The following is a 23437-nucleotide window of genomic DNA, read 5'->3' on the forward strand; positions in this document are numbered from 1 at the left end:
CGGCTCTCTTCTCTCGGATCTTCATCACGCATGTCGCGGGCACGGCAACCGGTGTGCCCGATGCTCTTGCGCTTCGATGCCCGTCTCACCCGGGACTGGCCTCGCCGAATGATCGCCCTCGGCAGGAGCTGGGTGCGCCGCAGCGCAACCGCCCGTCGGGACGGGACGGCTAGAGCTGCAGGTTCACCTGCACGGCAGGTCTGCCTGGCAGGTGGCGAGCGACCGCGACGACCCGGTTGTCCTGTGCGCGCTGGAAGTGCAGGTCTACGCTGCCTTCGCCCACCTGCAGCCCGAGCAGATGCAGCTGATCGATGTCGGTGGGCAGGCGCGGGTGGACGATGCTGACCTCGCGGCGGATGCCGTCCACCTGCAAGCCCAGGCAGGCTTGCAGCATCAGGAACACCGAGCCCGCCGCCCATGCCTGGGGCAGGCAGGCTACGGGGTAGGCCACGGGCCCCTGGCCGGGCTGGCGCTCGAACCCGCAGAACAGCTCCGGCAGCCGCATGCCGAAATGCGTCGCCGCTTCGAACAGGTTGTCGAGGAGGCGCACCACGCCGTCCCGCTCTCCATACAGCGACATGCCTGCGGCGCACAGGGCAAGGTCGTGCGGCCACACCGATCCGTTGTGGTAGGACATGGGATTGAAGCGCGCCGCCTCCAGCGGCAGGGTGCGCATGCCCCACCCCGAATCAAACTCCGACGCCAGCAGCTGCTGTGCGACCGCCTTCGCCCGTCCCGCGGAAGGCACCTGCGTGAACAGGAGATGCCCCGCGTTCGACGCGCGCACCGCGCAGGGTCTGTTGCTCCCATCGACCGCCAGTGCGTAGAACTGCCGTTCGGGCAGCCAGAACTGCTGCTCGATCGCCTGCGCGACCTGCACTGACCGGCGCTGCCAATGGTCGGCCTTCGCGTCGGCGCGCAGCCGCGCCATGACCGCCATCGCGCGGAAGGCGGCGCAGGCATAGCCCTGCACCTCGACCAGCGCGATGGGCCCTTCGGGCGTACGGCCGTCCGCATGGAAGATCGAGTCGTGGCTGTCTTTCCATCCCTGGTTGGCCAGTCCGCTGCTCTCCCCACGCTGGTAGGCCAGCAGGCCCGAAGGATGGCGTGCCATGCTGCGCTCCATCCATTCGCAGGCCGCCAAGAGCGCCGGCCAGATGTGTTCGATCGCTGCGGTGTCTCCGGTGCGCTGCACGTAGGCACCCGCGAGCGCGACGAACAGCGGCGTGGTGTCGACACCGCCGTAGTAGTGGCCAAAGGGAAGTTCCTCGACCGCTGCCATCTCGCCCTTGCGGGTCTCGTGCATGATCTTTCCGGGTTCGGCGTCGTGGAAGCTGGAGGTCTGGTGCGCTTGCCGCGCCGCGAGGAACCTCAGCACACCGAGCGCCAGCGCGGGGTCGAGCCACAGCGTCTGGAATGCGGTGACGATGGCGTCCCGGCCGAAGGGCGTCGAGAACCATGGAATGCCCGCGTAAGGGTAGGGTCCCGTGGGCATGTCGGTCGTGAGCAGGGCCAGGTCCGCCCGGGACCGGTCGAGCCAGCCCTGGAACAGCCGCCCCGAGGCCTGCAGCCTGGCCCCTCGTCGTCGCCGCGCGCGCATCCGCCAGCGCGCGAGCACGCCGGCCTCTCGGAAGCGCTCGGGTCCCGCGGAAGCTGGCTCGGTGCCGACCTCCACGAACAGGGTCCAGCTGCCGCGCGCCGCAAGCGCGACGTCGAATGCGGCCTGCTGGGCGCTCAGGCGCTGCGGTGCTTCGGAGAAGTCGATGCATGCGCAGCGAAGCAGATCGTCGAGGCCGCGGTAGCGCAGCACGGCGCGCCGGGTGCCGACCTCGGGAGTGCCGAACTCGCCGCGCTGCGCGCGCACCTGCCCGCGGACTTCGAACATGTCGCGGAAGTCGGCCGCGAAATCCAGCGTCAGCGGCACGCGGGCCGGCTGGTCGCTGTAGTTGACCAGCCGCAGGCGCTCGAACAGCCGCGCGCCCCAGAGGAAGCGCTTGCGCTCAAGATGGATCACGCCCTGCGGCGTCGAGTCGGACCCGAGCACGGGCAGCGGATGGTTCGTGAGGTTCGCAGTGAAGTGGACGTTGTCGCTGCCCACGCCGCTGGACAGCAGCGACGGCAGGGCGCCGTCCAGCCGCAGCACGAAGCTCGACAGCATGCGCGTGTCGTGGTGGAACATGCCGTCGACGCCGCCGCCGATGTCGCCGCGAGCGTCCATCACGACGTAGGTGTCCGCCTCCTTGAGCACGAAGGCGTGTTGAACCGCGCGCTCGGGCGCGGTCTCGGCCTCGGCCTCGGCCTGCGCGGTGGCTGGTGCGTCACTGCTCATGCTCATGCGAACTCGCGGTACAGCGACTGCGGCGGCAGGGCCGCGTCTGCATCGTCGTGGCCGGTGAGTCGTCTGTACTGCTCGACATAGGCGCTGGCCATCGCGCGCGCCGAGAAGCGGTTGTCGAATGCCTGCCGCACGCGGCGCCGATCGAGTTGATCGATGGTGTGCACGGCTTCGACGGCCTGCGGCTGGCTCTCTACGATCCGCCCGCTGACGCCATCCTCGATTACTTCCGGCACCGAGCCGCAGCGCCATCCGATCACCGGCGTGCCGCAGGCCATGGCTTCGATCATCACGAGGCCGAAGGGCTCGGGCCAGTCGATGGGGAACAGGAGTGCCGAGGCGCCGCCAAGGAATGCGGACTTCTCGGCATCGCCGATCTCGCCCACGAACTCGATGAGCGGGTCGTCCAGCATCGGGCGGATCACCTGCTCGAAGTAGTTCGCGTCGGCCGCGTCCACCTTGGCCGCAATCTTCAACGGCAGCCCGGCCCTCTTTGCGATCGCAATGGCCCTGTCGGGGCGCTTCTCGGGCGAGATGCGCCCGAGGAATGCCAGATACCGGCCCGGGCCCGGTTCGAACGCATAGATCGACTCGTCCAGGCCGTGCGGGATGGTGGCCACCCAGTTCGCGAAGGGCAGAGGCTTTCGCTGGTGACGGGAGATGGACACCAGCGGATAGCGGTGCCAGCGCTTGTAGGCCATGGGCAGGTCAGCGATGTCCAGCCGGCCGTGCAGCGTGGTGAGAGTGCGTGGCGCGATGTCCTCGAAGAAGGGGAAGTGCAGGAGGTCGGTGTGGAAGTGCAGCACGTCGAACTCGTCGGCGCGGCGCTTCAGTTCGGCAAGCATGTTCAGGTGGCTCGCGAGGTCCGATTTCAGCGGCGCCGGGTCCAGGCGCAGGGCCTGCGCGCGCATGGGCACGAGCTGCGCCCGCGTGGACGTGTCGGCCGAGGCGAACAGCGTGACCTCGTGGCCGAGGTCGACCAGTGCGTTGGTGAGGTGGGCGACCACCCGCTCGGTGCCGCCGTAGAGCCGTGGCGGCACGGCTTCATAGAGGGGTGCGATCTGCGCGATCTTCATCGTCAAGACAATCTCCTCGGAAGGGAATGAATAAACAAGGATGAGGCGAAGATTTGGAGGCCCGTACGGCTTCCGAGCGGCCATCTGGAGGTGCCTGCGCGCATTTCAAGAGGGCGTCGCGCCGTTGAACCTCGGGCGCCGCGCGGGTTCAAAATGCGCCTGTTTCCTCAAGCGTTTCGTCGTAGTCCTGGTGAGGTGCGAATGAACATCTTCGAGACCATCGCGGCCCAGGCGGCCGCCATGCGCCTGCCGCTGTATGCGGTAACGGCCACCCGCGTCGCTCGCCGCAGCGACGCGGCCCTGCTTTCGATGCACTGGCACGGTTTCTTGCGGCAGACGCCGCTGAAGCTGCCCGGCGTCGTCCTTCCCTTGCGGTCGGTGGCCCAGTCGGTCGCGCAGCTGGATCTTTCGGGCGAGGGTCCCGGTGGGCTTGAGCATGCATTGCTGGAGGCCGCCTGGCAGTTCGGCGCCTGGGAACTCGAGCGGGTCGAGCGGCCCGGGTGGTGGCGGCTGGGTGTTCCGGCTACGGAGGTTCGCGACGCCATGTGCGCGTTCGGCTTCATCGAAGACGAGGAAGAGGCGCAGGAGCACACGATTGCGGATGCACCCGACCGCCGCGAGATGCTGCGCGAAGCCGGCCGCCGGGGCTATGTCCGCTGGCTGTTCAGGCCTCGCAAGTACGGCATCTGGTCGGTGGTCCGGGAGGACGCCGACGAGACCCTCGACAGTTCGGGCGGGCGCACGCTGCCCTGTCCGGTGCTGCCACGCGCCGTCGGCGGCACGGCAGGCAGTGCGCGGACGGTGTACAGGCTCGGGCATTCCAGCCGTCTCGTGCTCGGGCGAGGCTGAAAAAATTAGTCACAAAAAAATCGGCGCCTGCGGCTCTTGAACGCCCGGCGCGCCGCCCATAGCTCTCGCGCGCCGGCGCTTGTGCGCTGGGGAATGAACCGATCGCGCCGCCGAACGGCGGCGAGGTTCTCTTTTTGATGACCTGTTATCGCTTAGGAGATCGAACATGAAACTTCATCCTCTTTACGACCGGGTGATCGTCAAGCGAATCGAACAGCAGCGCAAGACGGCTTCGGGCATCGTGATTCCGGACTCGGCCGCCGAGAAGCCGGAGCAAGGCGAGGTGCTCTCGGTGGGCCAGGGCAGGCTGCTCGCGGACGGCACCTTGCGGCCCTTGCACCTGAAGGCCGGTGACCATGTGCTGTTCGGCAAGTACGCGGGCCAGACGGTCAAGGTCGACGACGAGGAACTGCTCGTGCTGCGCGAGGACGACGTGCTCGCCGTGATCGAAGGCAGCGAGCGCGGCAATCTCAGGCGCGTCGCCTGACGCCCCGGCCGTCCGGTTTCATCCAACGTGTGTGAGTGAAAAGGAGCAATCTCAAAATGACTGCGAAAGATGTCCAGTTTCATGACGACGCCCGCCAGCGCATCGTTGCGGGCGTGAACATCCTTGCCAATGCAGTGAAGGTCACCCTGGGGCCGAAGGGCCGCAACGTGCTGCTGGAGCGCAGCTTCGGCGCGCCGGTCATCACCAAGGACGGCGTGTCGGTCGCCAAGGAAATCGAGCTTGCCGACAAGTTCGAGAACATGGGCGCGCAGATCGTCAAGCAGGTCGCCTCGAAGACCGCCGACGTGGCCGGCGACGGCACGACCACGGCGACCGTGCTGGCCCAGGCCATCGTGCAGGAGGGCATGAAGCACGTCGCCTCGGGCATGAACCCGATGGACCTCAAGCGCGGCATCGACAAGGCCACGGCCGCCGTGCTCGACGAACTACAGAAGCTCTCGAAGCCCATATCCACAGGCAGGGAGATCGCGCAGGTGGCTGCACTTTCCGCTAATTCCGACGAGGCGATCGGCAAGATCATCGCGGACGCGATGGAGAAGGTCGGCAAAGAAGGCGTGATCACGGTCGAGGACGGCAAGTCGCTTGACAATGAACTCGACGTCGTCGAGGGCATGCAGTTCGATCGCGGCTACCTGAGCCCCTACTTCATCAACGATCCTGAGAAGCAGGTGGCGCAGCTCGAAGACCCGCTCGTGCTGCTGCATGACAAGAAGATCTCGAACATCCGCGAGTTGCTGCCGGTCCTGGAGGCCGCAGCGAAAGCCGGCCGCCCGCTGCTGGTCGTGGCCGAGGAGGTGGAAGGCGAGGCGTTGGCCACGCTTGTGGTCAACTCGATGCGCGGCGTGCTCAAGGTCGCTGCCGTGAAGGCCCCGGGCTTCGGCGATCGCCGCAAGGCCATGCTCGAGGACATCGCGGTGCTCACCGGCGCCACGGTGATCTCGGAGGAAACGGGCAAGCAGCTCGACAAGGCCACGCTCGAAGATCTCGGCCATGCCAAGCGCATCGAGGTGCACAAGGAAACCACGATCATCATCGACGGCGGAGGCGACCAGAAGCGCATCGACGCGCGCGTGAAGTCGATCCAGGCCCAGATCGAGCAGGCCACCAGCGACTATGACCGCGAGAAGCTGCAGGAGCGCGTCGCCAAGCTCGCCGGCGGTGTGGCCGTGATCCGCGTGGGTGCTGCAACCGAGGTCGAGATGAAGGAGAAGAAGGACCGCGTGGACGATGCGCTGCACGCCACGCGCGCGGCGGTAGCCGAGGGCATCGTGCCCGGCGGGGGCGTCGCCCTGCTGCGTGCCCGCGCGGGGTTGTCCGAGCTCCACGGAGCGAACGCCGACCAGGATGCGGGCATCCGCATCGCGCTGCGCGCGCTCGAAGCGCCGCTGCGCGCCATCGCTTCGAATGCCGGCGTCGAGCCTTCGGTGGTCGTGGCCGAGGTGCTCAAGGGCAAGGGCAACCACGGGTACGACGCAGCCACCGGCCAGTACGGCGACCTGGTCGAGCTCGGCGTGATCGACCCGACCAAGGTCACGCGCACAGCGCTGCAGAACGCGGCGTCCATCGCGGGCCTGATCCTCACCACCGATGCGACCGTCGCGCAGATGCCCGCACCCCAGAAGGCGCCTGCCGTTCCCGCAGGCGGCATGGACTTCTGAGTTCGGCACCCGCCTTGCGGCGGGCATGCCTCGGGGGCCGACCGGGTCCCCGAGGCCATCCCGCAGGTGACGGCGAGGCTGTCGTGGAGCCCGGCGAGCGATCGACCGGGCTCTTTTCTTTACGGGCAGGAAGGTCGCCTGCGTCACATGCCAAGTCATTCCGGGCGCTTGGCCACATCCGCGGCATGCTTGCAGCGCTGCAATTTCGCCATGGCACCGGCCCGGCGCCGACCCCGCGCAGGCGGTGATACTCGGGCCAGACCGATTTATCGTCGCAGCCGCGCGCATGGGGACACGGCCCGGGTCGCATCCTGCAGTACCTCCCCCGCCGCGGCATGGCATCCTGGAGGAAATCACGTGCCGGAAAAATCCATGTCCAGCCTGGGACGCATGCTGGGTGTTCTCGATCTCTTCGACGACACGCACCTGACGCGCACGGCGGACGACATCGCGGTGGCGCTCGGCGTATCGCTGCCCACGGGCTATCGCTACGTGCGCATGCTGCTCGAAGCCGGCCTGCTGCAGCGCGTGGAGGACTCCCACTACGCGCTGGGGCCGCGCATCATCCTGCTCGACCACTACATCCGCAAGGCGGACCCGGTGCTGCGCGAGGGCATTTCCGTGATGCGCGAGCTGGTCGCGGCCACCGGCTTCGACTGCGTGCTCTCAGGCCTTTTCGGGATGCAGGCACTCGATACCCACCGCGAGATGGGCGGCGCTCCGGCAACGCTGGCCTATGGACGCGGACGGCCCCGTCCGCTGTTCCAGGGTGCCGCACCGAAGGTGCTGCTGGCGAATTTCACGCCGGCCCAGCTGCGCAAGGTCTTCGACGCGCGCCACGACGAGATCGTTCGCAGCGGCCTGCCTGCCGACTGGAGCGAATTCCGCAAGGGCTATGCGGCGATCCGCAAGGCAGGCCACTATGTTTCCATCGGCGAACTCGAGCCCCAGCTCGCGGCGGTGGCCGCGCCGATACTCAAGGCCGATGGCGGCGCATGGGCTGCGATCTCGCTGGTCTTCGACACCTCGCGCCTGGCCATCGTCGATCTCGACAAGATCGTCCAACTGGTCATCGAGGGGGCGTCGCGCATCGGAAGCCGGCTCGCCTAGCCCGCGTCGATCTCGGGCCCGCTGTCCATGGGCCATGCGCGCTGATCAGTTTCCGGAAGGCGTGAGCGGTCCTCGCTTGACAAGGTCGCACAGCACACCGCGGCTGACCCGCAGGAGTTCGGCGCTACGGATCTGAAGCGTCGAATCATTTCGCCCGGTGCCGCAATAGATGGTTTCCATTGCGGTCACTCCGGAGTCGATCACCACCTGCGCCTCATTGATTGGCAAGGGCGCGACGCCGCCCGGGACCATCGCGAGGAACTGTGCCAGCTCCGTGTCGGTGGCCATCTGCAGGTCCGCCCTCCGCACGCCCAGGGCATCGGCGATCTTCTTGTAGTCCGCGCGCTCGGGCGCCTGCATGGCGGCGATCGCGTAGCGATCTCCCGGCAGGCGAAAGGCCAGGCTCTTGACCATCGCATCGGGGTCGAAGGGAAGCAGGTGCCGTGCGTCGCTGAAGCTCACCACGGGGGCGTGGCTGTGCACTTCGAAGATCGCATCGCACGACGTCAGGAAGGCGCGTATGGTGGGGCTCATCGCATGGGGTTGGAGGAACTGTGGCGCCGCGGCGGGCTGGTGCTGTTGCCGTGCATTCGCATACTCATGGGACAGTTGCCATGCCGAAGCCAAGACGCAGCAGGGCCACTGCCACGACGCCCACGATGATCGTTCCCAGGAGCGGAAGGCGCATCGAGGCTGCGGCCGCGAGCAGGCCCGCGAGCGTTTCCGGCCACCCGGTGACCAGCAGGGTTGGCGCGATGATCGTCACGAACATGACGGGCGGTATGGCGTCCATTGCTGCTTTCGCGCGGCCGCGAAGGGCGGTTCGATCCCCGCGCACCAGCAGCATGCCGGCAACCCGGGTGAGATAGGTGACGAAGGCCATCGCCACGATCGCTTCGAGGGTGGTCGCGTGGACTGTCATGTGGACTGCGGCTCCTGTGCGGCCTGCGGCGGCGCCGCGAAGTAGGCCACCGCGATGCCGGCCGCGGCGCCGGCCATCACGTGCCACGGCGCGCCCAGGGTGTGGAACACGACCGCCGACGACAGGCCGCTGGCGGCGATGGCGAAACCCGTGCGCCGCCAGCCTGTCCAGAACCTGGCCGTCATGCCGATGAACAAGGCCGCCAGCGCGAAGTCGGCGCCGATCTGCCGGGGATCGCCAAGATAGGCGCCCAGCCACGCGCCGGCCATCGTCGCACCGGTCCACGCGGCAGTGAAGACGAGCGCCAGGCCCATCCAATAAGACCAGGTGATGAGGCGGCCCGCACGCGCGCGCTGCTCGGCGAATCCCCATGTCGGGTCGGTCAGGAAGGTCAGCGCCACGCACATGCGCAGGGGGGTCATGCCGGCCCTTGCGAACTTCGGAACAAGGGTCAGGCTCATCAGCGCGTGGCGCACATTGATCAACAGGGTGGACAGCAGGATCGGCCCGAGCCTCGGTCCGTCGCTGCCCCATAGCTGGACGGCCGCGAACTGCGATGCCCCTGCATTCACGAGCAGGGACATCCATCCGGCCTCCGCGGCCTGGATGCCCTTGGACCTGCACAGCGCGCCGAGCAGCAGGCCGATCGGAACCGCCACCGTCACCGCAGGCAGGATGTCCCGTGCGCCCTCGGCGAACGCGACGAGCGTGGAGGCTCGGCGATCGGGTGTTGCAGCGGAAGAGGCGGGGCCCTCGCTCGGCCTCATTTCGACACCCCGTCGCGGTAGGCGCCGGGAGTCACGCCGACCCTGGCCTTGAAGACCCGTGTGAGGTGGGCCTGGTCGGCGAAGCCGGTGGCCGATGCCACGGTGATGGGCGCTTCCCCCCGGCGAAGCCGGCGCTTCGCCGCCTCGATGCGGCGGCCGACCAGGTAGGCATGCGGCGTGGTCCCTGCTTCATTGCGAAAGATGCGGATCAGGTGGAACCGGCTCACGCCGACTTCGCCGGCGAGGTCAGCCAGGGCCACGTCGTTCGACATGGCCTGGTCGTCCAGCATCGACTTGATCCTGGACACCCGCCGTTGCTCCCGCCCTCGCAGGGTCTCGGGGCGGAGGGGCTCGGCATGCCGCTCGAGGCAGCAGGCGTAGGCCAGCAGCAGCGTTTCTTCCGTGCCCAGCGACCAGCCGGAGTTCTCCAGGGCCAGGTGCGCTGCCACCAGGCGGACGGCAGCGCCAGGATCCCGGATCACGCGGCTTCGGAAATGCGGCTGGACATCGTGGCCCGTGATCTCGGCCGCGAGGCGTCGCACGAGCGGCACCGAAGGGTAGGTCACCCGATAGCTGTAGCCCTCGGCGTCGTGAGGCACCCCGTCGTGCACATCCTCGGGGTTCAGCAGTGTCAGGTCCCCCGGGCCGGCGCGGTGTCGCGTGCCCCGGAGCCACAGGGTGCCGCAGCCCGAGGTGATGGCCCCGATCACGAAGGTCTCGTGTGCATGCAGGGCATACCGATGCTTTCTGAAGGTCGCGGTCAGGCAGTCCACCCGTTCCTCGCCGCTCATGCGTCCGGACGTGAAGAAGCGCGCCTCGTCCCGGGCCGCTTCGCGCACTCCGCGGCCGGCGGCTCCTGTCGCCGCTTTTTCTTCAGGATGTGCGTCTTCTCGCATGAAGCCATTCTTGCAGTGCAGTAAACGCCTGTCTTGAAGAAAATTGACACGTCCGATTCGGCATAGGGTCCGATAGTCGAGGCTCGCAACGCCCGCCCGCCGGTTCTCGCGCGGCAGCGCAGTGGCGAAGAGGGAAGCGCGCCCCATCGGATGGCCCCTCACGGAGAAGAACTCCTGGAAGTCCCCGGCAGCCGCCATCGATCTCGCCGCTCGCGGCGATCGCCGATGCTCCGGCGAGGCTTCTCACTGCCGGGTCGCCCGCCCGGCCTCAACGTTCGTCGGAAGCGGTCCGGCGCACGCTGGCCTGTCGCACCGCGTCGACGAACGCGAGCATCGCGGCGCTTCTCTGAAGCCCGTCCCGGCGGAAGAACAGACCGAAGGAGGGCAGCGGCATCTTCGGCGTCACGTTGAGGCGTCGCACCCCGCCGCGTGCGATTTCGTCGCTTGCGTGCTCCCGGCGCACCGCGCACACCAGCGAGGGATCGTGGCGCAGCAGCGTGCCGATGGTCACCGAGGAGATGGCCTCGATGACCGGCACCGGCGGCGTCACGCCGTCGTCGAGAAAGGCGGTCATGAAGGCCTGCCGGACGAGCGTTTCCTTCGGCGGCACCATCCATGCCGCCGCCTGCAGGTCGGCCCACCGCAGCCGTCCGCGGCGATGGAGCTTGTTGGCGTTCGCAGTCAGCACGCAGAGCTCGTCCTTGAGCATCACCACCGGCTCCAGCAGGCGCGCGGTGTCTCCGGCCAGCAGCTCGGGTGTGATGGCGCCGAAGACGCCATCGAGTTCGCCTTCGAGCAGCCGCTGGATGAGTTCCTGCACGCGGCCCTCGCGCAGCTGCACCGACACCCCGGGCATCTGCCGGCGCAGGGCCGCCACGGCGGCGGGCACGGTCGCCGTGACCGAGGGCGCGCCGATGCGCAGCATGGCCAACGCGCCGCTCTGCATGGCCTCCACGTCTTCGGTGGCGCGCTCGAGCTGGTTGAGCACCGCGCGGGCGTGGAAGACTGCGCCGGCGCCGAGGGCGTTGGCATGGATGCCCTGGTGGCTGCGCTCGAACAGCCTCGCACCGAAGCAGGACTCGATCTCGCCGAGCATCTTGCTGATCGCCGGCTGGCTCAGGTGAAGCCGCGCGGAGGCGCCGCGCATCGTGGCCGTTTCCGACAGCGCGACGAGCAGTTCCAGGTGGCGCAACCGCAGCTTGCGCACGAGGTGGTCGGTCTTGCTGTCCATGGGAGGGCTCCGGTTGGCGATTTCGATTCGTGATCACTCCCTCACAATTATCGAATTTTCAAGAATCGCCCAGGCCGATAAGGTCCGGGCGATGAATTCCACGAACAAAGAGACAACCACGAGGACGGAGGTCCACCGCCCCGCGGGGCCGCTCGAAGGTGTGCGCGTCCTCGACATGGGGCAGTACATCGCCGGTCCGGGTGCGGCCATGGTGCTGGCCGAGCTCGGCGCCGAAGTGATCAAGGTCGAGCCGCTCGCGGGTGACCAGGCCAGGCACATCGGCCGCTATGGCGAGTCAATGATCCGCGCCTACAGCCGCGGCAAGCGCTCGATCGCGCTGAACCTCAAGAGCGAGGCCGGCCTGGCCGTCGCCTGGCGTCTCATCGAGGCCAGCGACGTCGTCATCCAGAACCTGCGCCCGGGCGCCATCGAGGCGCTGGGGCTCGGACCGGACACGGTGCGCGCGCGCTTTCCGCAGATCGTCTTCCTGTCGATCTCTGGCTTCGGCACTCAGGGGCCTTCGGCCCTGCGGCCCGGCTACGACATCGCGGCGCAGGCCGAGAGCGGGTTGATGTCGCTGACCGGCGAGCCCGACCGCCTGCCGCAGAAGGTGGGCGTTCCCGTCATCGATGCGGCGGCGGCCCACCTGGGTGCGCAGGCCGTGCTGGCGGCCCTGTATGCGCGTGCGCGCACTGGCCGCGGCGAAACCGTGCGCACCTCGCTGCTCGAAGTGGCGATGCACCTGCAGGCCGCCACTTGGTGCGACTACCTCGGTGGCGCGCCCGAGCCCACCCGCATCGGCGACGGGCAGCCGCACAACGCACCCGCGGCCGAGGTCGTGCCCACGCGTGACGGCCACATCGTGCTGTCGGCGTACGCGGACGAGCACTGGGCACGCTTTTGCCGCGTGATGGGCCGCGACGCGCTGGCAAGCGATCCGCGCTTTCGCACCAACGCACTGCGCGTGCAGCACCGCGAGGCGCTGCGCGGCGTGCTGCGCGAGTGCCTGTCTTCCTTTACCAGCGAGGAGTGCGTGGCGCTGCTCAGCCGCAACCAGATCGTGGTCGGCGCCGTGCGCAGCTACCGCCAGGTGCTCGACAGCGCCGACGTGCAGGCCAGCGGCATGCTGGTCGACGCCGTGGCGCCCGACGGCAGCCGCTATGCCTCGCTCGCGCTGCCCTACACGCTCGGCCACGCACCGCGGCCGACGCCGTCCGCAGCGCCTGCTTGTGGTGCGGACACCGACCGCGTGCTCGGGGCGCTGGGCTTCGACGCCGACGAGATCGCGCGGCTGCACGGCATCGGCGCCGTGGCCTGAGCGCGGCTGCATTTCCTTCGACCGTTTCAGAAATCCATGACCATGCATACCGATGCGGCCATCGACTCGGCCGCCGACGCGCAAACCGCGACCGAAGCCGTAGTGATCCAGACCTTGCCGCTCTACGAGATGATGCGCATGCGGGCCGCCACCACCGCGCGCCGGCATCCTGTCCTGGGCTTTGCGGCGCCCGAGCGGGACTCGCGCATGCGCTGGGTCAACCAGTTCACTCATACGCACCGCCGTCTCGGACCCCAGGACAAGGAGGTCGTGAGCCCCAACAACGACACGGTCTACAGCAATGCCTGGCTCGATCTGTCCGAAGGCCTGGTGGTCATCGAGTCGCCCGAGATGGGTGAGCGCTACTGGACGCTGGGCCTGCTCGACGCCTGGACCAACCCCTTCGCCTACATCGGGCGTCGCACCACCGGCAACCGGCCGCAGCGCACGCTGGTGCATGCGCCGGGCTGGCATGGCGAGGTGCCGCAAGGCATCACGCACAAGATCGCGGCGGGCGGCAGCGACGTCTGGCTGATCGGCCGCCTCCTGGTGGAGGACGACGGTGCCGACGCGCAGCGCGTGCGCGCGAGCCAGGCCGCCTTGCGCATCGTGCGGCCGGACGGCAGCGACGCGGCGATGCGCGTCGACACCTGGATCGACGGCCTGGACACGCGCGTTCCGGAGCCGTCGCGTTTTCGTGCGGTGGTGGACGAGGCGCTGCGCCGCAATCCGCCGCCGGCGGGCGAATCGCTCGACTGGCCGCCACTGACCGCGATGTTGGAGGCGGCCCTGCCCGCGGTGTACGAGCGACTGCGCCATGCGGGCCAGCCGCACGACCTGGGCGGCGGCTGGGCCATCCCGGTGATGGTGCGTACGCACTGGGGTGACGACCACCTCACGCGCGCGCGCATCGCGCGCAACTTCATCGGTGCGCTCGGCGTGGAAGAAGCCATGTACCCCACGGCCGAGGTGGACGCGGACGGCGACGTGCTGCATGGCGGGCGCCGCTACGAACTGCGCTTTGCGCCAGGGCGCGGCCCGCAGGTGGATGCGTTCTGGTCGCTCACGATGTACCGGCGCAGCGACTGCCTGTTCGTGGCCAACCCCATCGACCACTACTCTATCGGCGACCGCACGCCGGGCCTGCGTCACGAGCCGGACGGCGGCCTGGCGATCCGGCTGCAGGCCGACGATCCGGGCCCCGGCGTGAACTGGCTGCCGGCGCCGGCCGGCGAGCCGTTCTATGTCGTGCTGCGGCTGTACCAGCCCGGAGCCGATCATCTCGCGCTGCGGTTCGACTACCCCCCGATCCGCGCGCTCTGAGTCCCTGCCACCCACAACAACGACGGAGACAACCACCATGGCCATCCAACGCCGACGCCTGCTCGCCTCGGCTGCCGCCGGGCTCGCACTTCCCTGGAGCGTGCCCTCGCTCGCGCAGCCCTGGCCGCAGCGGCCGATCCGCATGGTCTCGCCATACGGCGCCGGCGGGTCGAACGACATTCTCACGCGCGTGCTCGGCGACTACCTCTCGCGCCGCCTGGGCCAGGGTATCGTGGTCGAGAACAAGGCCGGCGCGGGCACGCGCATTGCCAACGACTACGTGGCCAAGGCAGCGCCCGACGGCTACACGCTGCTGCACGCGGCCGCGCCGATCGCCATCGGCGAGGCGCTCTACAAGGACCTGCCCTACGACGTGCACAAGAGCTTCGCCGCGATCGGCAGTACCGCCATCGCGCCGCTGTTCCTCGTCGTCAACGCGCAGGCGCCGTACAAGACGCTGGCCGAATTCATCCGCTACGCCAAGGACAACCCCAAGGGCGCGACCTTCGGCTCCCCCGGCGCCGGCTCGGCGCCGCATCTCACCGCCGAGCTGCTGCTGCGCGCGGCCGGCGTGAAGGGCATCGTGGTGCAGTACCGCGGCGATGCGCCCGCCTACACCGAACTGCTGGCCGGCCGCATCGACGGCACGCTGACGGCCATCTCCACCGCCGTGCCCCACATCCAGGCCGGCAAGCTGCGCGTGCTGGGGGTGGCCAACGAGGAACGCACGCAGCTTTACCCCGACGCGCCGACCTTGCGCGAACAAGGCCTGGCGAACGTGGTGGGTTATGGCTGGTATGGCCTTCTCGCGCCCGCGGGCACTCCGGCCGACGTGATCGGTCGTCTGAGTGCGGATCTCCGGGCCGCCCTGGCCGACGGCGAGGTGCGGCGCAAGGCCGAGGCCGTGGGCCTGCAGCTGCGTGGCAGCAGCCCCGCGGAATTCACCGCCTTCATGGCTGGCGAGACGCGCAAGTGGGCGCAGATCATCGAAGCCGCCCACATCACGGCCGAATGATGCGCACGCTGTTTCGCATCGTCGGCGGGCCGGCCAGGCTTGCCGGCCTGATCGTCCTGCTGGCGTCGGGGCTGCTTTGCGGCTGCGCGGCCATTGCGCCGGGAGACGGCGGCGGACTGCGTCGGCTGACGAGCTACGGGCCGGTCATCGGGCTCGACGACGCGGCCGCGAACGGCACCTGGAGCTGGAAGGGCGTGCCTTATGCGCAGCCGCCGGTCGGTGCATTGCGCTGGCGTGCGCCGCAGGATCCGCAGCCCTGGACCGCCGCAAGGCGCGCGACCGCCTTCGCGCCGGCCTGCGTGCAGACGCAGCGGCTCTACGGCCCGGGCTTGAACAACCGCTACGACGAAACCGTCGGCACTGCCCTGGGCCGCACGGTCGGCTCGGAGGACTGCCTGTACCTCAACATCTGGACGCCCGCATCGCGCGCCACCGCGCCGCGGCCGGTGATCGTGTTCGTGCACGGCGGCAGCAACATCACCGGCTACACGGCCGACCCGGTGTACGACGGCGCGGAACTCGCCCGCCACGAGGACGCCGTCGTGATCTCGGTCAACTACCGCCTGGGCATCTTCGGCTTCCTCGATGCTGCAGCGCTCAAGACCGGCCGGCGCGACGAAGACTCGGGCAACTTCGCGCTGCTGGACATCGCCAAGGCGCTCGAATTCGTGGCCGGCAACGTCGCGGCATTCGGTGGCGACCCGGACCGCGTCACGCTCATGGGGCAATCGGCCGGCGCGGTGAATGTCTATGCGCTGTTGACTTCCCCGATGGTGGCGGCGCGCCCGCAGCCGCTGTTTCATCGCGTCGTGGCGATGAGCGGCGGCCTGTCGACGGCTGCAACCTTGCCGCGTGGCGGCATCCCCGCCGTGCTGCCCGCGCCCGTGTGGGCCGCGCGCGGCGAGGCCCTGGTGCTCGATGCGCTGGTCGCCGCTGGTCGCGCGGCCGACGAAGCACAGGCGCGTCGCCTTGTTGCCGCCGAAGGCGCCGCATCCACGGCGGCATGGCTGCGCACGCTTGCGCCGGATGCTTTGCTCGAGGTGGTGCGCACGCGCCTGACCGCTCGCGGCATGGCCGCCTCCAACCCGATCCCCGACGGCTGGGTGCTGGCCTCCGACCCGATCGGCGCCGTGCGCGAAGGCCGTTACCTGCGGGTGCCCGTGCTCGCCGGCCACACGCGCGACGAAACCAAGCTTTTTCCCCAACTCTTCGCGCTGAGCGCTGACCTGGGTGGCCGCAGCGGCCGGCTGCTGAGCGACGCGCAGGTGTTCTCCCTTGCATGGCGCTACGACCCGGAGGCCCCACCGCAGACCACGGTGGCCCAATGGATTCCCGCGGCCTTCCTGCCGGTGGACACCCCGGCCACCGGCTTCGACGCACGCACCGCGCAGCTCGATCGTCTCTGGTTCGCAGCCATCCGCGACGACATGCTCAATGCATTGCGCACGCGGCAGGAGGCCGTGTGGGCCTACGAGTTCGAGTGGGACGAGTTGCCAGCGCCCTTCGACCGGATCTTCGGCGCCGCCCACACCTTCGATCTGCCCTTCGTGTTCGGCAACTTCAGCCCGTCGCTGTATGCACGCTTCGCGTTCACGCGTGCCAACGCGCCGGGCCGGCTCGCGCTCTCGGACGCGATGATGCGCAGCCTCGGCGCCTTCGCCCGCCAGGGCAGACCGGACGATCCGGCCCTGGGCGTGGTTTGGCCGGCGTGGCCGTCGCGGCTGGTCTTCGATGCGGGGCCGATGCGGAAGGTGATCTCCGTGCGCACGCCGTGAAGGCGCGGACCCTCGGGATCGACTGGCGCTTGGCCGGCGGGATTTGCGTGGCGGCCGGCGATCGGTCTTTCAGGGCGCAATGCCTTTGCACCAATCGAAGAACAGATCCAGCTCCCTGGACTTGTCGAACAATGCGTCGGCGCGCAACTCCGCGCATCGGCGTCGCATCTCAGGCGTTGGGTAGTTCGTGAGAACCACCATGCGCTGGTGCGGACGGCGGTCCTGACCTGCTCGCAGCACCGTCAGGCCGGATCCCTCCCGCAGGAACAGGTCGACCACCGCCAGCTGCCAGGCATCGCCCAGGTCTTCCAGAAGCGCGACGGCTTCGGTCGCGGTTTCGGCAACGCCGACGACCTCGGCGTCCGCGAGCTCTTCCAGGGCGGGGATCAGGTTTTCCCTGATCGTGATGCTGTCCTCGACGAGCACGGTGGAAAGCGGCATCACGGTGGCGCGGGGAAGCGCAGATGAGGTTGTGGGCATCAATAGGACTGACTGCCCGCAATTGGTACCGAGAAGTCTCACATGGCGTGTAGGCCGTCGTCGCGACTTGGCCTGCCTGTCTTTACCTTCGGCCTCTTTTGAATAGGATCAAGGAGTGTTGAACGACGAGGAGCCGCATGACATCCCAGACCTCCAGGCCTGCGCAGGAAGATCCTTCGCGCATCGCGAAGGCCTTGCAAGAGAACACGCAGGCGACAGATGCCGTTCAGGAAGTTGCAGAAGAACTGGCCGTGGTGCACGCGGTGCTCGACAGCGACATTCCCAAGGAAACGCTGACACCGGAAGTCGACAGGGCCGTCGAGCGGACAGAGCAGCTCGAGAAGCAGCTCAGTGAGTCCGCGGCCGACCTCCAGAAGGTGAACGAGACATTGCGCGAAGAGCTGTCCAGGCGTTCCACCGCGTAGCGCCTCGCGAGCCGCTGTGCCCCTGCGGCGCGCGGCACGGGCTCCAGATGTGCCCTGAGCTCGGCATGAAGCACGAATGCACGTCGTTTCTCGACCCCGCCCACTTCTTATCTTTCGATGCTTCGCAGCCGACCCCACGCGGTCCCGGGAGAACTGCGGTAACGTCCTCGGGGATCACTCCATATACAAACTCTGCGATCGCCGATGGACTATCTCGCCGAACTTCGCCAGCAGGGCTTCCACCCAGCCGATGACGAGCCCGACTCCGATGGGCGCCGGGAATTCAACGCCGATCTCTTTCGCGGATCGGGGGACGAGGTCACGGTTCAGGTGTATGCCGTTGATCGAGAAGAGTTGGAGCGCGCGGTCATGCCCACGCTGGAGGCCGTGCTGCCGCACGTCGATGCGATGGTCGACGCACTCGGCGAGATCGATGCCGACCTGGCACAGGTCATCCTCTATCGAGGACGCCTCGGGCTGCACTTCTGGTCCCGGGGCGTGAACAACGAGTTCACGGCCGTCTACACGCACAACGACGGCCACTGGGATTTCCAGGCGTTCGCAGACATCTTCAGCGCGAGTTAGGCGGGCGTCGCGCCGATGCCGACGGCGCGTACGCGTTCGCCCTGGGGCACTCCAGGTGCCAGGGCCGCCTCAGACCTGCGCCATGCCGCCGTCGACGAACAGCTCGATGCCGTTGACGAAGCTCGCGGCGTCGGAAGCGAGGAAGGCGACGGCCTTGCCGATCTCGCCAGGCTCGCCCAGGCGGCCCAGTGGCACCTGTGATGCCAGGTGGTCGAAGAGCCCCTGGCGCGCCTCCTCGGGCACGAGGCCGCCCAGGCCGGGCGTGCGGACCGGGCCGGGACTCACGGCGTTCACGCGGATGCCGCGGTCCTTGAGGTCCAGGGCCCAGGAGCGCGCGAAGTTGCGCACCGCCGCCTTGCTCGCGCTGTAGACGCTGAAGCTGGCCGTGCCCTGGATGGAGGTGGTGGAAGAGGTGAGGATCACCGAGGCCCCGTTGCTCAGCAAGGGCAGCGCCTTCTGCACCGTGAACAGCACGCCCCGCACGTTGGTGCCGAAGATGCGGTCGAAGTGCTCTTCGGTGATCGCGCCCAGCGGCATCATGTCGCCGCCGCCGGCATTGGCGAAAAGGATGTCCAGCCGCCCGGCCGTCTTCGCGATGTGGGCATAGACGGCATCGAGGTCCGACAGCACCGATGCGTCGGCGCGCAGCGCCGTGGCCGAGGAGCCGATCTGTTCGACCGCCGCGTCCAGTTCCTGCTGGCGACGGCCGGTGATGAAGACGCGCGCGCCCTGCGCCGCGAGTTCCTTCGCGGCACCGAGGCCGATGCCGCTGCTGCCGCCGGTGACGAGGGCGATCTTGCCTTCGAGTTGCTTGTTCATGGTGTGCTCCGTTTCATGAATGGATGAGGATGGAATCGATGCCTCGCGACGTTGCGCTGCACTTCTGCAGCGGCTCTTCGCTGGGGCATGGAGGAAATGTAGGCTTCGCTCATTGAATGAAAAAGGGCGCGGAATGGAATGACTATCCATGTACATGGATAATCGAGGGCTTGTTCCGCAGCAAGGAGTGCCCATGGACCAACTGCTGGCGATGCGCGCCTTCGCCCGCGTGGTGGAAGCCGGCGGGTTCACGCGCGCAGCCGACTCGCTCGACATGCCCATCGCCACGGTGAGCAAGCTGGTGCGCGAGCTGGAGGCCCATCTCGGGGTGTCGCTGCTGCAGCGCACCACCCGCCGCGTGACGGTGACGCCAGAAGGCCAGGACTACCACGCCAAGTGCACGCGCATCCTGCGCGACCTCGAGGACATCGATGCCTCGTTCAATCTCGCCCGAGGCAGGCCGCGCGGCCATCTGCGCATCGACGTCGGCGGATCCACCGCGCGCGACGTGCTCATTCCGCTGCTGCCGGATTTCGTGGCGCGCTATCCCGACATCCGCATCGACCTGGGCGTATCCGACCGCCCGGTGGACCTGATCGGCGACAACGTCGACTGCGTGATCCGCGGCGGCCCGCTGGACAGTTCATCGCTCGTGGCCCGGCACCTGGGCAATGCAGAGCTCATCACCTGCGCCACGCGAAGCTATCTCAAGCAGTTCGGCACGCCTGCCTACCCGGAAGAACTCAGGAACGGCCACCGCCTGGTGAGCTATGTGTCCAGCCAGACGGGCCGTGCCATGCCGTTTCGCTTCGAGCGCGCCGGCGAGAAGATCGAGATCAAGGTCGAGCATCGCATGGGCGTCAACGAAAGCAACGCACACCTGGCCGCCTGCGTGGCCGGTCTGGGGATCGTGCAGACATTCACCTATGCGGCCGATGCGTCGCTGCGAGACGGCTCGCTGGTGGAGATCCTGAAACCCTGGCGGCCGGCGCCCTATCCCTTCCATGTCGTCTACCCGCAGACCCGGCATGTCACCCATCGGCTGCGGGTCTTCATCGATTGGCTGGTCGAGGTTTTTCCTTCGCGGCTGAAGGGCGCAAGGTCTCTTGCCGATACGGCATCCTCGTCCTCCGCCTCTTCCTCGGGGGCACGCACGCGGCACGTGACGGGCGCTGGCCAGCGTCCGGTCCAGTGATCCGAGTGCGCATACAGAGCTTTCACCGCCTGTGTGCAGCCTGCCGCGCTCGGGTTCTCGAACTGTCATGCGCCAACGGCGAGTGATAGAGGCTTCGAGCGGGCCGCGTTCGCAGTGACCGTTCTCAAGGTGCCGACGGATGCAAGCCTGTTGAGCTGATCGATTCGGCTGCCACGTCGGTTCGCAGGGCGGGGCGCGCCCGAGTCGGCGGTCTCCGGAAAGCGGGAAAGACAGGGTCATGGCTGCAGAACACCTGTCCGGAGCGGCGGCTCACGCATGAAAAAGCCGCCTCGAGGGGCGGCTTCGGGAATGTGGTCGTGAACTCTTACGCGGTCCACGCTACGGCAAATTCTTTTGCATGAAGTCATTGTTGTTTTTCTCGTCGTAGTGACTTCGACGCGCTGCCGTGAGATTCGGCTTGCCTGGCCAGGCAACGCTCAACAGGTGTGAGCGAGCCGCCATTGTATCAGGCGGCGCCACGCTGGCAGACGCGCCCACTTCCAGGGGCTGTGGGCGTCGTCCCCGGGCAGCCCGAAGCAATCTGCGCACGGAACTCGTTGTGGACGCTCGAACAAGAGCACTGACGAAGCGTCTGCAAGGTATGGCGGGCATGCGGTGCCCACGATGGCGATCAGTCCCGCGGCGGGACGGGTCGCGGCCACGCAGTCCTACCTCGATCGCGGCATGAACGGCTTCTCCACTTCGCTGAGGCCCCTTGGAACGCTGGCCGGACGAAATTACCGAGGGTAATCACCCGGGGCAGGGTTCTTGTTGGCGATGTCCTGTTGTTATTAGAATATGATGACATCATGACAAATCCTCTTTTCGAGCATCGACGGTCGCTGAGAGACTTGATCTCTCAGTCGGGCATGGTCGTGGCGCCCGGCGCCTATGACGGCATCGGAGCCAGGCTGGTTGCCCAGGCCGGGTTTCCCGCGGTCTACATGACCGGGGCAGGCACGGCGATGGCCCGCGGCTTTCCGGACTTTGGCCTGCTGACGCAAACGGAGATGGCCGACAACGCCGGTGTGATGGCGCGGTCGGTCGATGTCCCGGTGATCGCCGATGCCGACACGGGCTACGGCAATGAACTGAACATCACGCGCACCGTGCGCGAGTACGAGTCGCGAGGCGTCGCGGCGATCCACATCGAGGACCAGGTGTCGCCCAAGCGATGCGGTCACCTCGAAGGCAAGGAAGTGGTCACGCGCGACGAGTTCGTCTCGAAGATCCGCGCTGCCGTCGAGGCGCGCCGCTCCAACGAGTTCCTGATCATCGCCCGTACCGATGCGCGCGCCATGCTGGGCCTGGATGAGGCCATCGACCGTGCGAATGCGGCCATCGACGTCGGTGCCGACATCGCATTCGTCGAGGCGCCGCAGACGAACGAGGAGGTCGAGCTGGTGCCGAGGCGGGTGCGCGGCGCATGTCTTCTCAACATCGTTGGAGGCGGACGCACGCCGGTGCTCGACGTGTCGGTTGCGGAAGCGATGGGCTACAAGCTCGCGATCGTGCCGGGCCTGCTGCTGAGCGCTGCCATCGAAGCCGGGGACGCCGCACTTGCTGCACTCAAGTCCACGCGCGTCGTGCCGCCGGTCGCCGCCGCAGTCGCGGAAACGTTCCGGCGCTTCGGTGCAGACGACTGGGATGCCTTGCGCCGTCGCTTCAATGCCGGCGCGGGAGCGATCGATCCCTCCGCGCCTGCCGTGGGCGTGCTCGGCCGCGCCGGAGGCACCGCGTGATGGCCGGGCGGACTCTTTTCGACAAGATCTGGGACGCGCACGTCGTACGCGACCTCGGGGACGGATGGGCGCTGCTTCACATCGACCGGCACCTGCTGCACGACCTGTCCGGCTCGGCGTCGCTCGCGGACATGGCCGAGCGCGGACTCGCGGTGCACGATAGCGATCTCGTGTTCGCGACGCCCGACCATGCCGTCTCCACCCGGCCCGGTCGCGACGGCACGACCTACCTCGCGGGCAGCAAGCTGTGGTCGGCGCTCAGGCAGGGCGCGCAGCGGTTCGGCATCCGGCTCTTCGACCTTGGCGAGCGGGGGCAGGGCATCGTGCATGTGGTGGGGCCGGAGCAGGGCATCGTGCTGCCGGGCCTGACCATGATTTGCGGCGACAGCCACACCTGCACGAACGGTGCGCTTGGCGCACTGGCACTGGGGGTCGGCTCCAGCGAGAGCACGCATGCGCTCGCGACGCAGACCTTGCGCCTGCAGCGGCCCAGGCACATGCGCATCCGCTGTGAAGGAACCCTGGGCTTCGGCGTCACGGCCAAGGACCTGGCGCTGCACATCATCGGCAGGCTGGGCGCCAATGCCGGGGTGGGTCATGCGGTCGAGTACGCGGGCTCCACGATCGAGTCACTCGATGTCGAGGCGAGACTGACCTTGTGCAACCTCACGGTGGAACTCGGCGCCCGTTCCGGCGTGATCGCCCCGGATGATCGGACGATCGAATATGTGAGGGGGCGCCGATTCGCTCCGAAGGGCGCCGACTTCGACGCGGCGGTTTCTGAGTGGCGCCAGCTGAAGACCGATGCCGACGCGGTCTTCGACCGCGAGGAGTTCATCGATGCGCGCCTGGTCGTGCCCACGGTCACCTGGGGTACGAGCCCGGAGCAGGCGATCGCGATCGACGCGCGGATTCCCGCTCCGCACGTTGCGGCAGGCGGCGGCGCCGATGCGACGTCGCAGGCGCTCGACTACATGGGCCTGGAGGCGGGTGCGCCCATCGCCGGTACGCCGATCGACTGGGTGTTCATCGGCTCGTGCACGAACGCCCGACTTTCCGACTTGCGCGCGGCAGCCGACGTGGCCCGCGGCCGCCGCGTCGCGCCTCACGTGCGTGCATGGGTGGTCCCGGGTTCGGAGGACGTCAAGCGCGCTGCGGAAGCCGAGGGGCTGCACCAGGTCTTTGCCGCCGCCGGCTTCGAGTGGCGCGAACCCGGTTGCGGCATGTGCGTCGCGGCCAACGGCGAGCAGGTGCCGCCCATGGCGCGTTGCGTCTCGACGTCGAACCGCAACTTCGTCGGCCGCCAGGGCCCGCAGGCGCGCACGCACCTGGCCAGCCCCGCGATGGCGGTGGCGGCGGCCCTGACGGGCCGCCTGAGCGACGTGCGAGCACTTGCCTGACCCGGAGC

At 68.2% G+C, this 23437-nt stretch carries 22 protein-coding genes; 13 read left to right on the forward strand and 9 right to left on the reverse strand.

Annotated elements, in window-relative coordinates:
• Nucleotides 1–169: 169 nt before the first annotated feature.
• Entirely contained in the window at nucleotides 170–2335 is a 2166-nt protein-coding gene (locus ACTJLF_RS19925; protein ID WP_440883775.1) for an amylo-alpha-1,6-glucosidase, read from the reverse strand.
• Nucleotides 2332–3411, reverse strand: a complete 1080-nt coding sequence (locus ACTJLF_RS19930; protein ID WP_354327878.1) for a glycosyltransferase family 4 protein — start codon at nucleotides 3409–3411, stop codon at nucleotides 2332–2334. The genes ACTJLF_RS19925 and ACTJLF_RS19930 overlap by 4 nt, the downstream gene beginning before the upstream one ends.
• 201 nt (nucleotides 3412–3612) lie before the next feature.
• Between ACTJLF_RS19930 and ACTJLF_RS19935 the strand changes: the two genes are divergently transcribed.
• The 4 genes from ACTJLF_RS19935 (at nucleotide 3613) to ACTJLF_RS19950 (ending at nucleotide 7536) form a co-directional block, all read left to right on the forward strand.
• The gene (locus ACTJLF_RS19935; protein ID WP_126186102.1) at nucleotides 3613–4260 is read left to right on the forward strand and encodes a diguanylate cyclase; all 648 of its coding nucleotides are present in this window, start codon (nucleotides 3613–3615) and stop codon (nucleotides 4258–4260) included.
• 166 nt (nucleotides 4261–4426) lie between these two features.
• Nucleotides 4427–4747, forward strand: a complete 321-nt coding sequence (locus tag ACTJLF_RS19940) for a co-chaperone GroES (RefSeq protein WP_019657453.1) — start codon at nucleotides 4427–4429, stop codon at nucleotides 4745–4747.
• A gap of 56 nt (nucleotides 4748–4803) precedes the next feature.
• Nucleotides 4804–6426: a chaperonin GroEL gene (gene groL, locus ACTJLF_RS19945; RefSeq protein WP_019657454.1), complete on the forward strand. Its 1623-nt coding sequence runs from the start codon at nucleotides 4804–4806 to the stop codon at nucleotides 6424–6426.
• A 357-nt stretch (nucleotides 6427–6783) separates the two neighbouring features.
• Nucleotides 6784–7536, forward strand: a complete 753-nt coding sequence (locus ACTJLF_RS19950; protein ID WP_416492091.1) for an IclR family transcriptional regulator — start codon at nucleotides 6784–6786, stop codon at nucleotides 7534–7536.
• 45 nt (nucleotides 7537–7581) lie between these two features.
• Here ACTJLF_RS19950 and ACTJLF_RS19955 read toward each other — a convergent pair whose 3' ends face one another.
• From ACTJLF_RS19955 to ACTJLF_RS19975, 5 genes are all read right to left on the reverse strand, one after another.
• On the reverse strand, nucleotides 7582–8070 hold the full coding sequence (locus ACTJLF_RS19955; protein WP_019657456.1) for an aminoacyl-tRNA deacylase: 489 nt from the start codon (nucleotides 8068–8070) through the stop codon (nucleotides 7582–7584).
• A gap of 64 nt (nucleotides 8071–8134) precedes the next feature.
• Nucleotides 8135–8458 (reverse strand): AzlD family protein, encoded by a 324-nt coding sequence (locus ACTJLF_RS19960; protein WP_126186103.1) that lies wholly within the window; start codon nucleotides 8456–8458, stop codon nucleotides 8135–8137.
• On the reverse strand, nucleotides 8455–9225 hold the full coding sequence (locus ACTJLF_RS19965) for an AzlC family ABC transporter permease (protein WP_354413635.1): 771 nt from the start codon (nucleotides 9223–9225) through the stop codon (nucleotides 8455–8457). The genes ACTJLF_RS19960 and ACTJLF_RS19965 overlap by 4 nt, the downstream gene beginning before the upstream one ends.
• Complete coding sequence (locus ACTJLF_RS19970) at nucleotides 9222–10121, reverse strand: AraC family transcriptional regulator (protein WP_440883776.1); 900 nt, start codon at nucleotides 10119–10121, stop codon at nucleotides 9222–9224. The genes ACTJLF_RS19965 and ACTJLF_RS19970 overlap by 4 nt, the downstream gene beginning before the upstream one ends.
• A gap of 268 nt (nucleotides 10122–10389) precedes the next feature.
• Nucleotides 10390–11352, reverse strand: coding sequence for a LysR family transcriptional regulator (locus tag ACTJLF_RS19975; RefSeq protein ID WP_440883777.1), 963 nt, complete (start codon nucleotides 11350–11352; stop codon nucleotides 10390–10392).
• Nucleotides 11353–11443: 91 nt separating this feature from the next.
• Here ACTJLF_RS19975 and ACTJLF_RS19980 point away from each other — a divergent pair, with 91 nt between their 5' ends.
• Genes ACTJLF_RS19980 through ACTJLF_RS19995 form a run of 4 tightly spaced genes read left to right on the forward strand, consistent with a single transcriptional unit; the run spans nucleotide 11444 to nucleotide 16783 of the window.
• The gene (locus ACTJLF_RS19980) at nucleotides 11444–12670 is read left to right on the forward strand and encodes a CaiB/BaiF CoA transferase family protein (protein ID WP_440883778.1); all 1227 of its coding nucleotides are present in this window, start codon (nucleotides 11444–11446) and stop codon (nucleotides 12668–12670) included.
• 36 nt (nucleotides 12671–12706) lie between these two features.
• The gene (locus ACTJLF_RS19985) at nucleotides 12707–13993 is read left to right on the forward strand and encodes a DUF1254 domain-containing protein (protein ID WP_440883779.1); all 1287 of its coding nucleotides are present in this window, start codon (nucleotides 12707–12709) and stop codon (nucleotides 13991–13993) included.
• A 37-nt stretch (nucleotides 13994–14030) separates the two neighbouring features.
• Nucleotides 14031–15008, forward strand: coding sequence for a Bug family tripartite tricarboxylate transporter substrate binding protein (locus tag ACTJLF_RS19990; RefSeq protein ID WP_416492086.1), 978 nt, complete (start codon nucleotides 14031–14033; stop codon nucleotides 15006–15008).
• Entirely contained in the window at nucleotides 15005–16783 is a 1779-nt protein-coding gene (locus tag ACTJLF_RS19995) for a carboxylesterase/lipase family protein (RefSeq protein ID WP_126186110.1), read from the forward strand. Before ACTJLF_RS19990 ends, ACTJLF_RS19995 begins: the two co-directional genes overlap by 4 nt.
• Before the next feature lie 69 nt (nucleotides 16784–16852).
• Here the strand turns inward: ACTJLF_RS19995 and ACTJLF_RS20000 are convergent, their stop codons facing one another.
• Nucleotides 16853–17224, reverse strand: a complete 372-nt coding sequence (locus ACTJLF_RS20000) for a response regulator (RefSeq protein ID WP_019657465.1) — start codon at nucleotides 17222–17224, stop codon at nucleotides 16853–16855.
• A gap of 176 nt (nucleotides 17225–17400) precedes the next feature.
• Between ACTJLF_RS20000 and ACTJLF_RS20005 the strand changes: the two genes are divergently transcribed.
• Both ACTJLF_RS20005 and ACTJLF_RS20010 read left to right on the forward strand, forming a co-directional pair.
• Complete coding sequence (locus ACTJLF_RS20005; RefSeq protein WP_440883780.1) at nucleotides 17401–17688, forward strand: hypothetical protein; 288 nt, start codon at nucleotides 17401–17403, stop codon at nucleotides 17686–17688.
• A gap of 204 nt (nucleotides 17689–17892) precedes the next feature.
• Nucleotides 17893–18273, forward strand: a complete 381-nt coding sequence (locus tag ACTJLF_RS20010; RefSeq protein ID WP_440883781.1) for a hypothetical protein — start codon at nucleotides 17893–17895, stop codon at nucleotides 18271–18273.
• 69 nt (nucleotides 18274–18342) lie between these two features.
• Here the strand turns inward: ACTJLF_RS20010 and ACTJLF_RS20015 are convergent, their stop codons facing one another.
• Nucleotides 18343–19092 carry an SDR family NAD(P)-dependent oxidoreductase gene (locus tag ACTJLF_RS20015; protein ID WP_354426354.1) on the reverse strand — a complete coding sequence of 250 codons (750 nt, stop codon included), beginning with the start codon at nucleotides 19090–19092 and terminating at the stop codon, nucleotides 18343–18345.
• Between the two features lie 193 nt (nucleotides 19093–19285).
• Between ACTJLF_RS20015 and ACTJLF_RS20020 the strand changes: the two genes are divergently transcribed.
• The 3 genes from ACTJLF_RS20020 to leuC all read left to right on the forward strand — a co-directional run bounded on the left by ACTJLF_RS20020 (nucleotide 19286) and on the right by leuC (nucleotide 23429).
• A complete protein-coding gene (locus tag ACTJLF_RS20020; protein ID WP_440883782.1) occupies nucleotides 19286–20287 on the forward strand; it encodes a LysR family transcriptional regulator in 1002 nt (333 codons plus the stop codon).
• An 809-nt stretch (nucleotides 20288–21096) separates the two neighbouring features.
• Nucleotides 21097–22029 carry an isocitrate lyase/PEP mutase family protein gene (locus ACTJLF_RS20025; RefSeq protein WP_440883783.1) on the forward strand — a complete coding sequence of 311 codons (933 nt, stop codon included), beginning with the start codon at nucleotides 21097–21099 and terminating at the stop codon, nucleotides 22027–22029.
• Nucleotides 22029–23429 carry a 3-isopropylmalate dehydratase large subunit gene (gene leuC / locus ACTJLF_RS20030; protein ID WP_440883784.1) on the forward strand — a complete coding sequence of 467 codons (1401 nt, stop codon included), beginning with the start codon at nucleotides 22029–22031 and terminating at the stop codon, nucleotides 23427–23429. The genes ACTJLF_RS20025 and leuC overlap by 1 nt, the downstream gene beginning before the upstream one ends.
• Nucleotides 23430–23437 lie beyond the last annotated feature (8 nt).

It is taken from the genome of Variovorax sp. 22077, assembly GCF_052044195.1.
GTDB classification, from domain to species: domain Bacteria; phylum Pseudomonadota; class Gammaproteobacteria; order Burkholderiales; family Burkholderiaceae_C; genus Variovorax; species Variovorax atrisoli.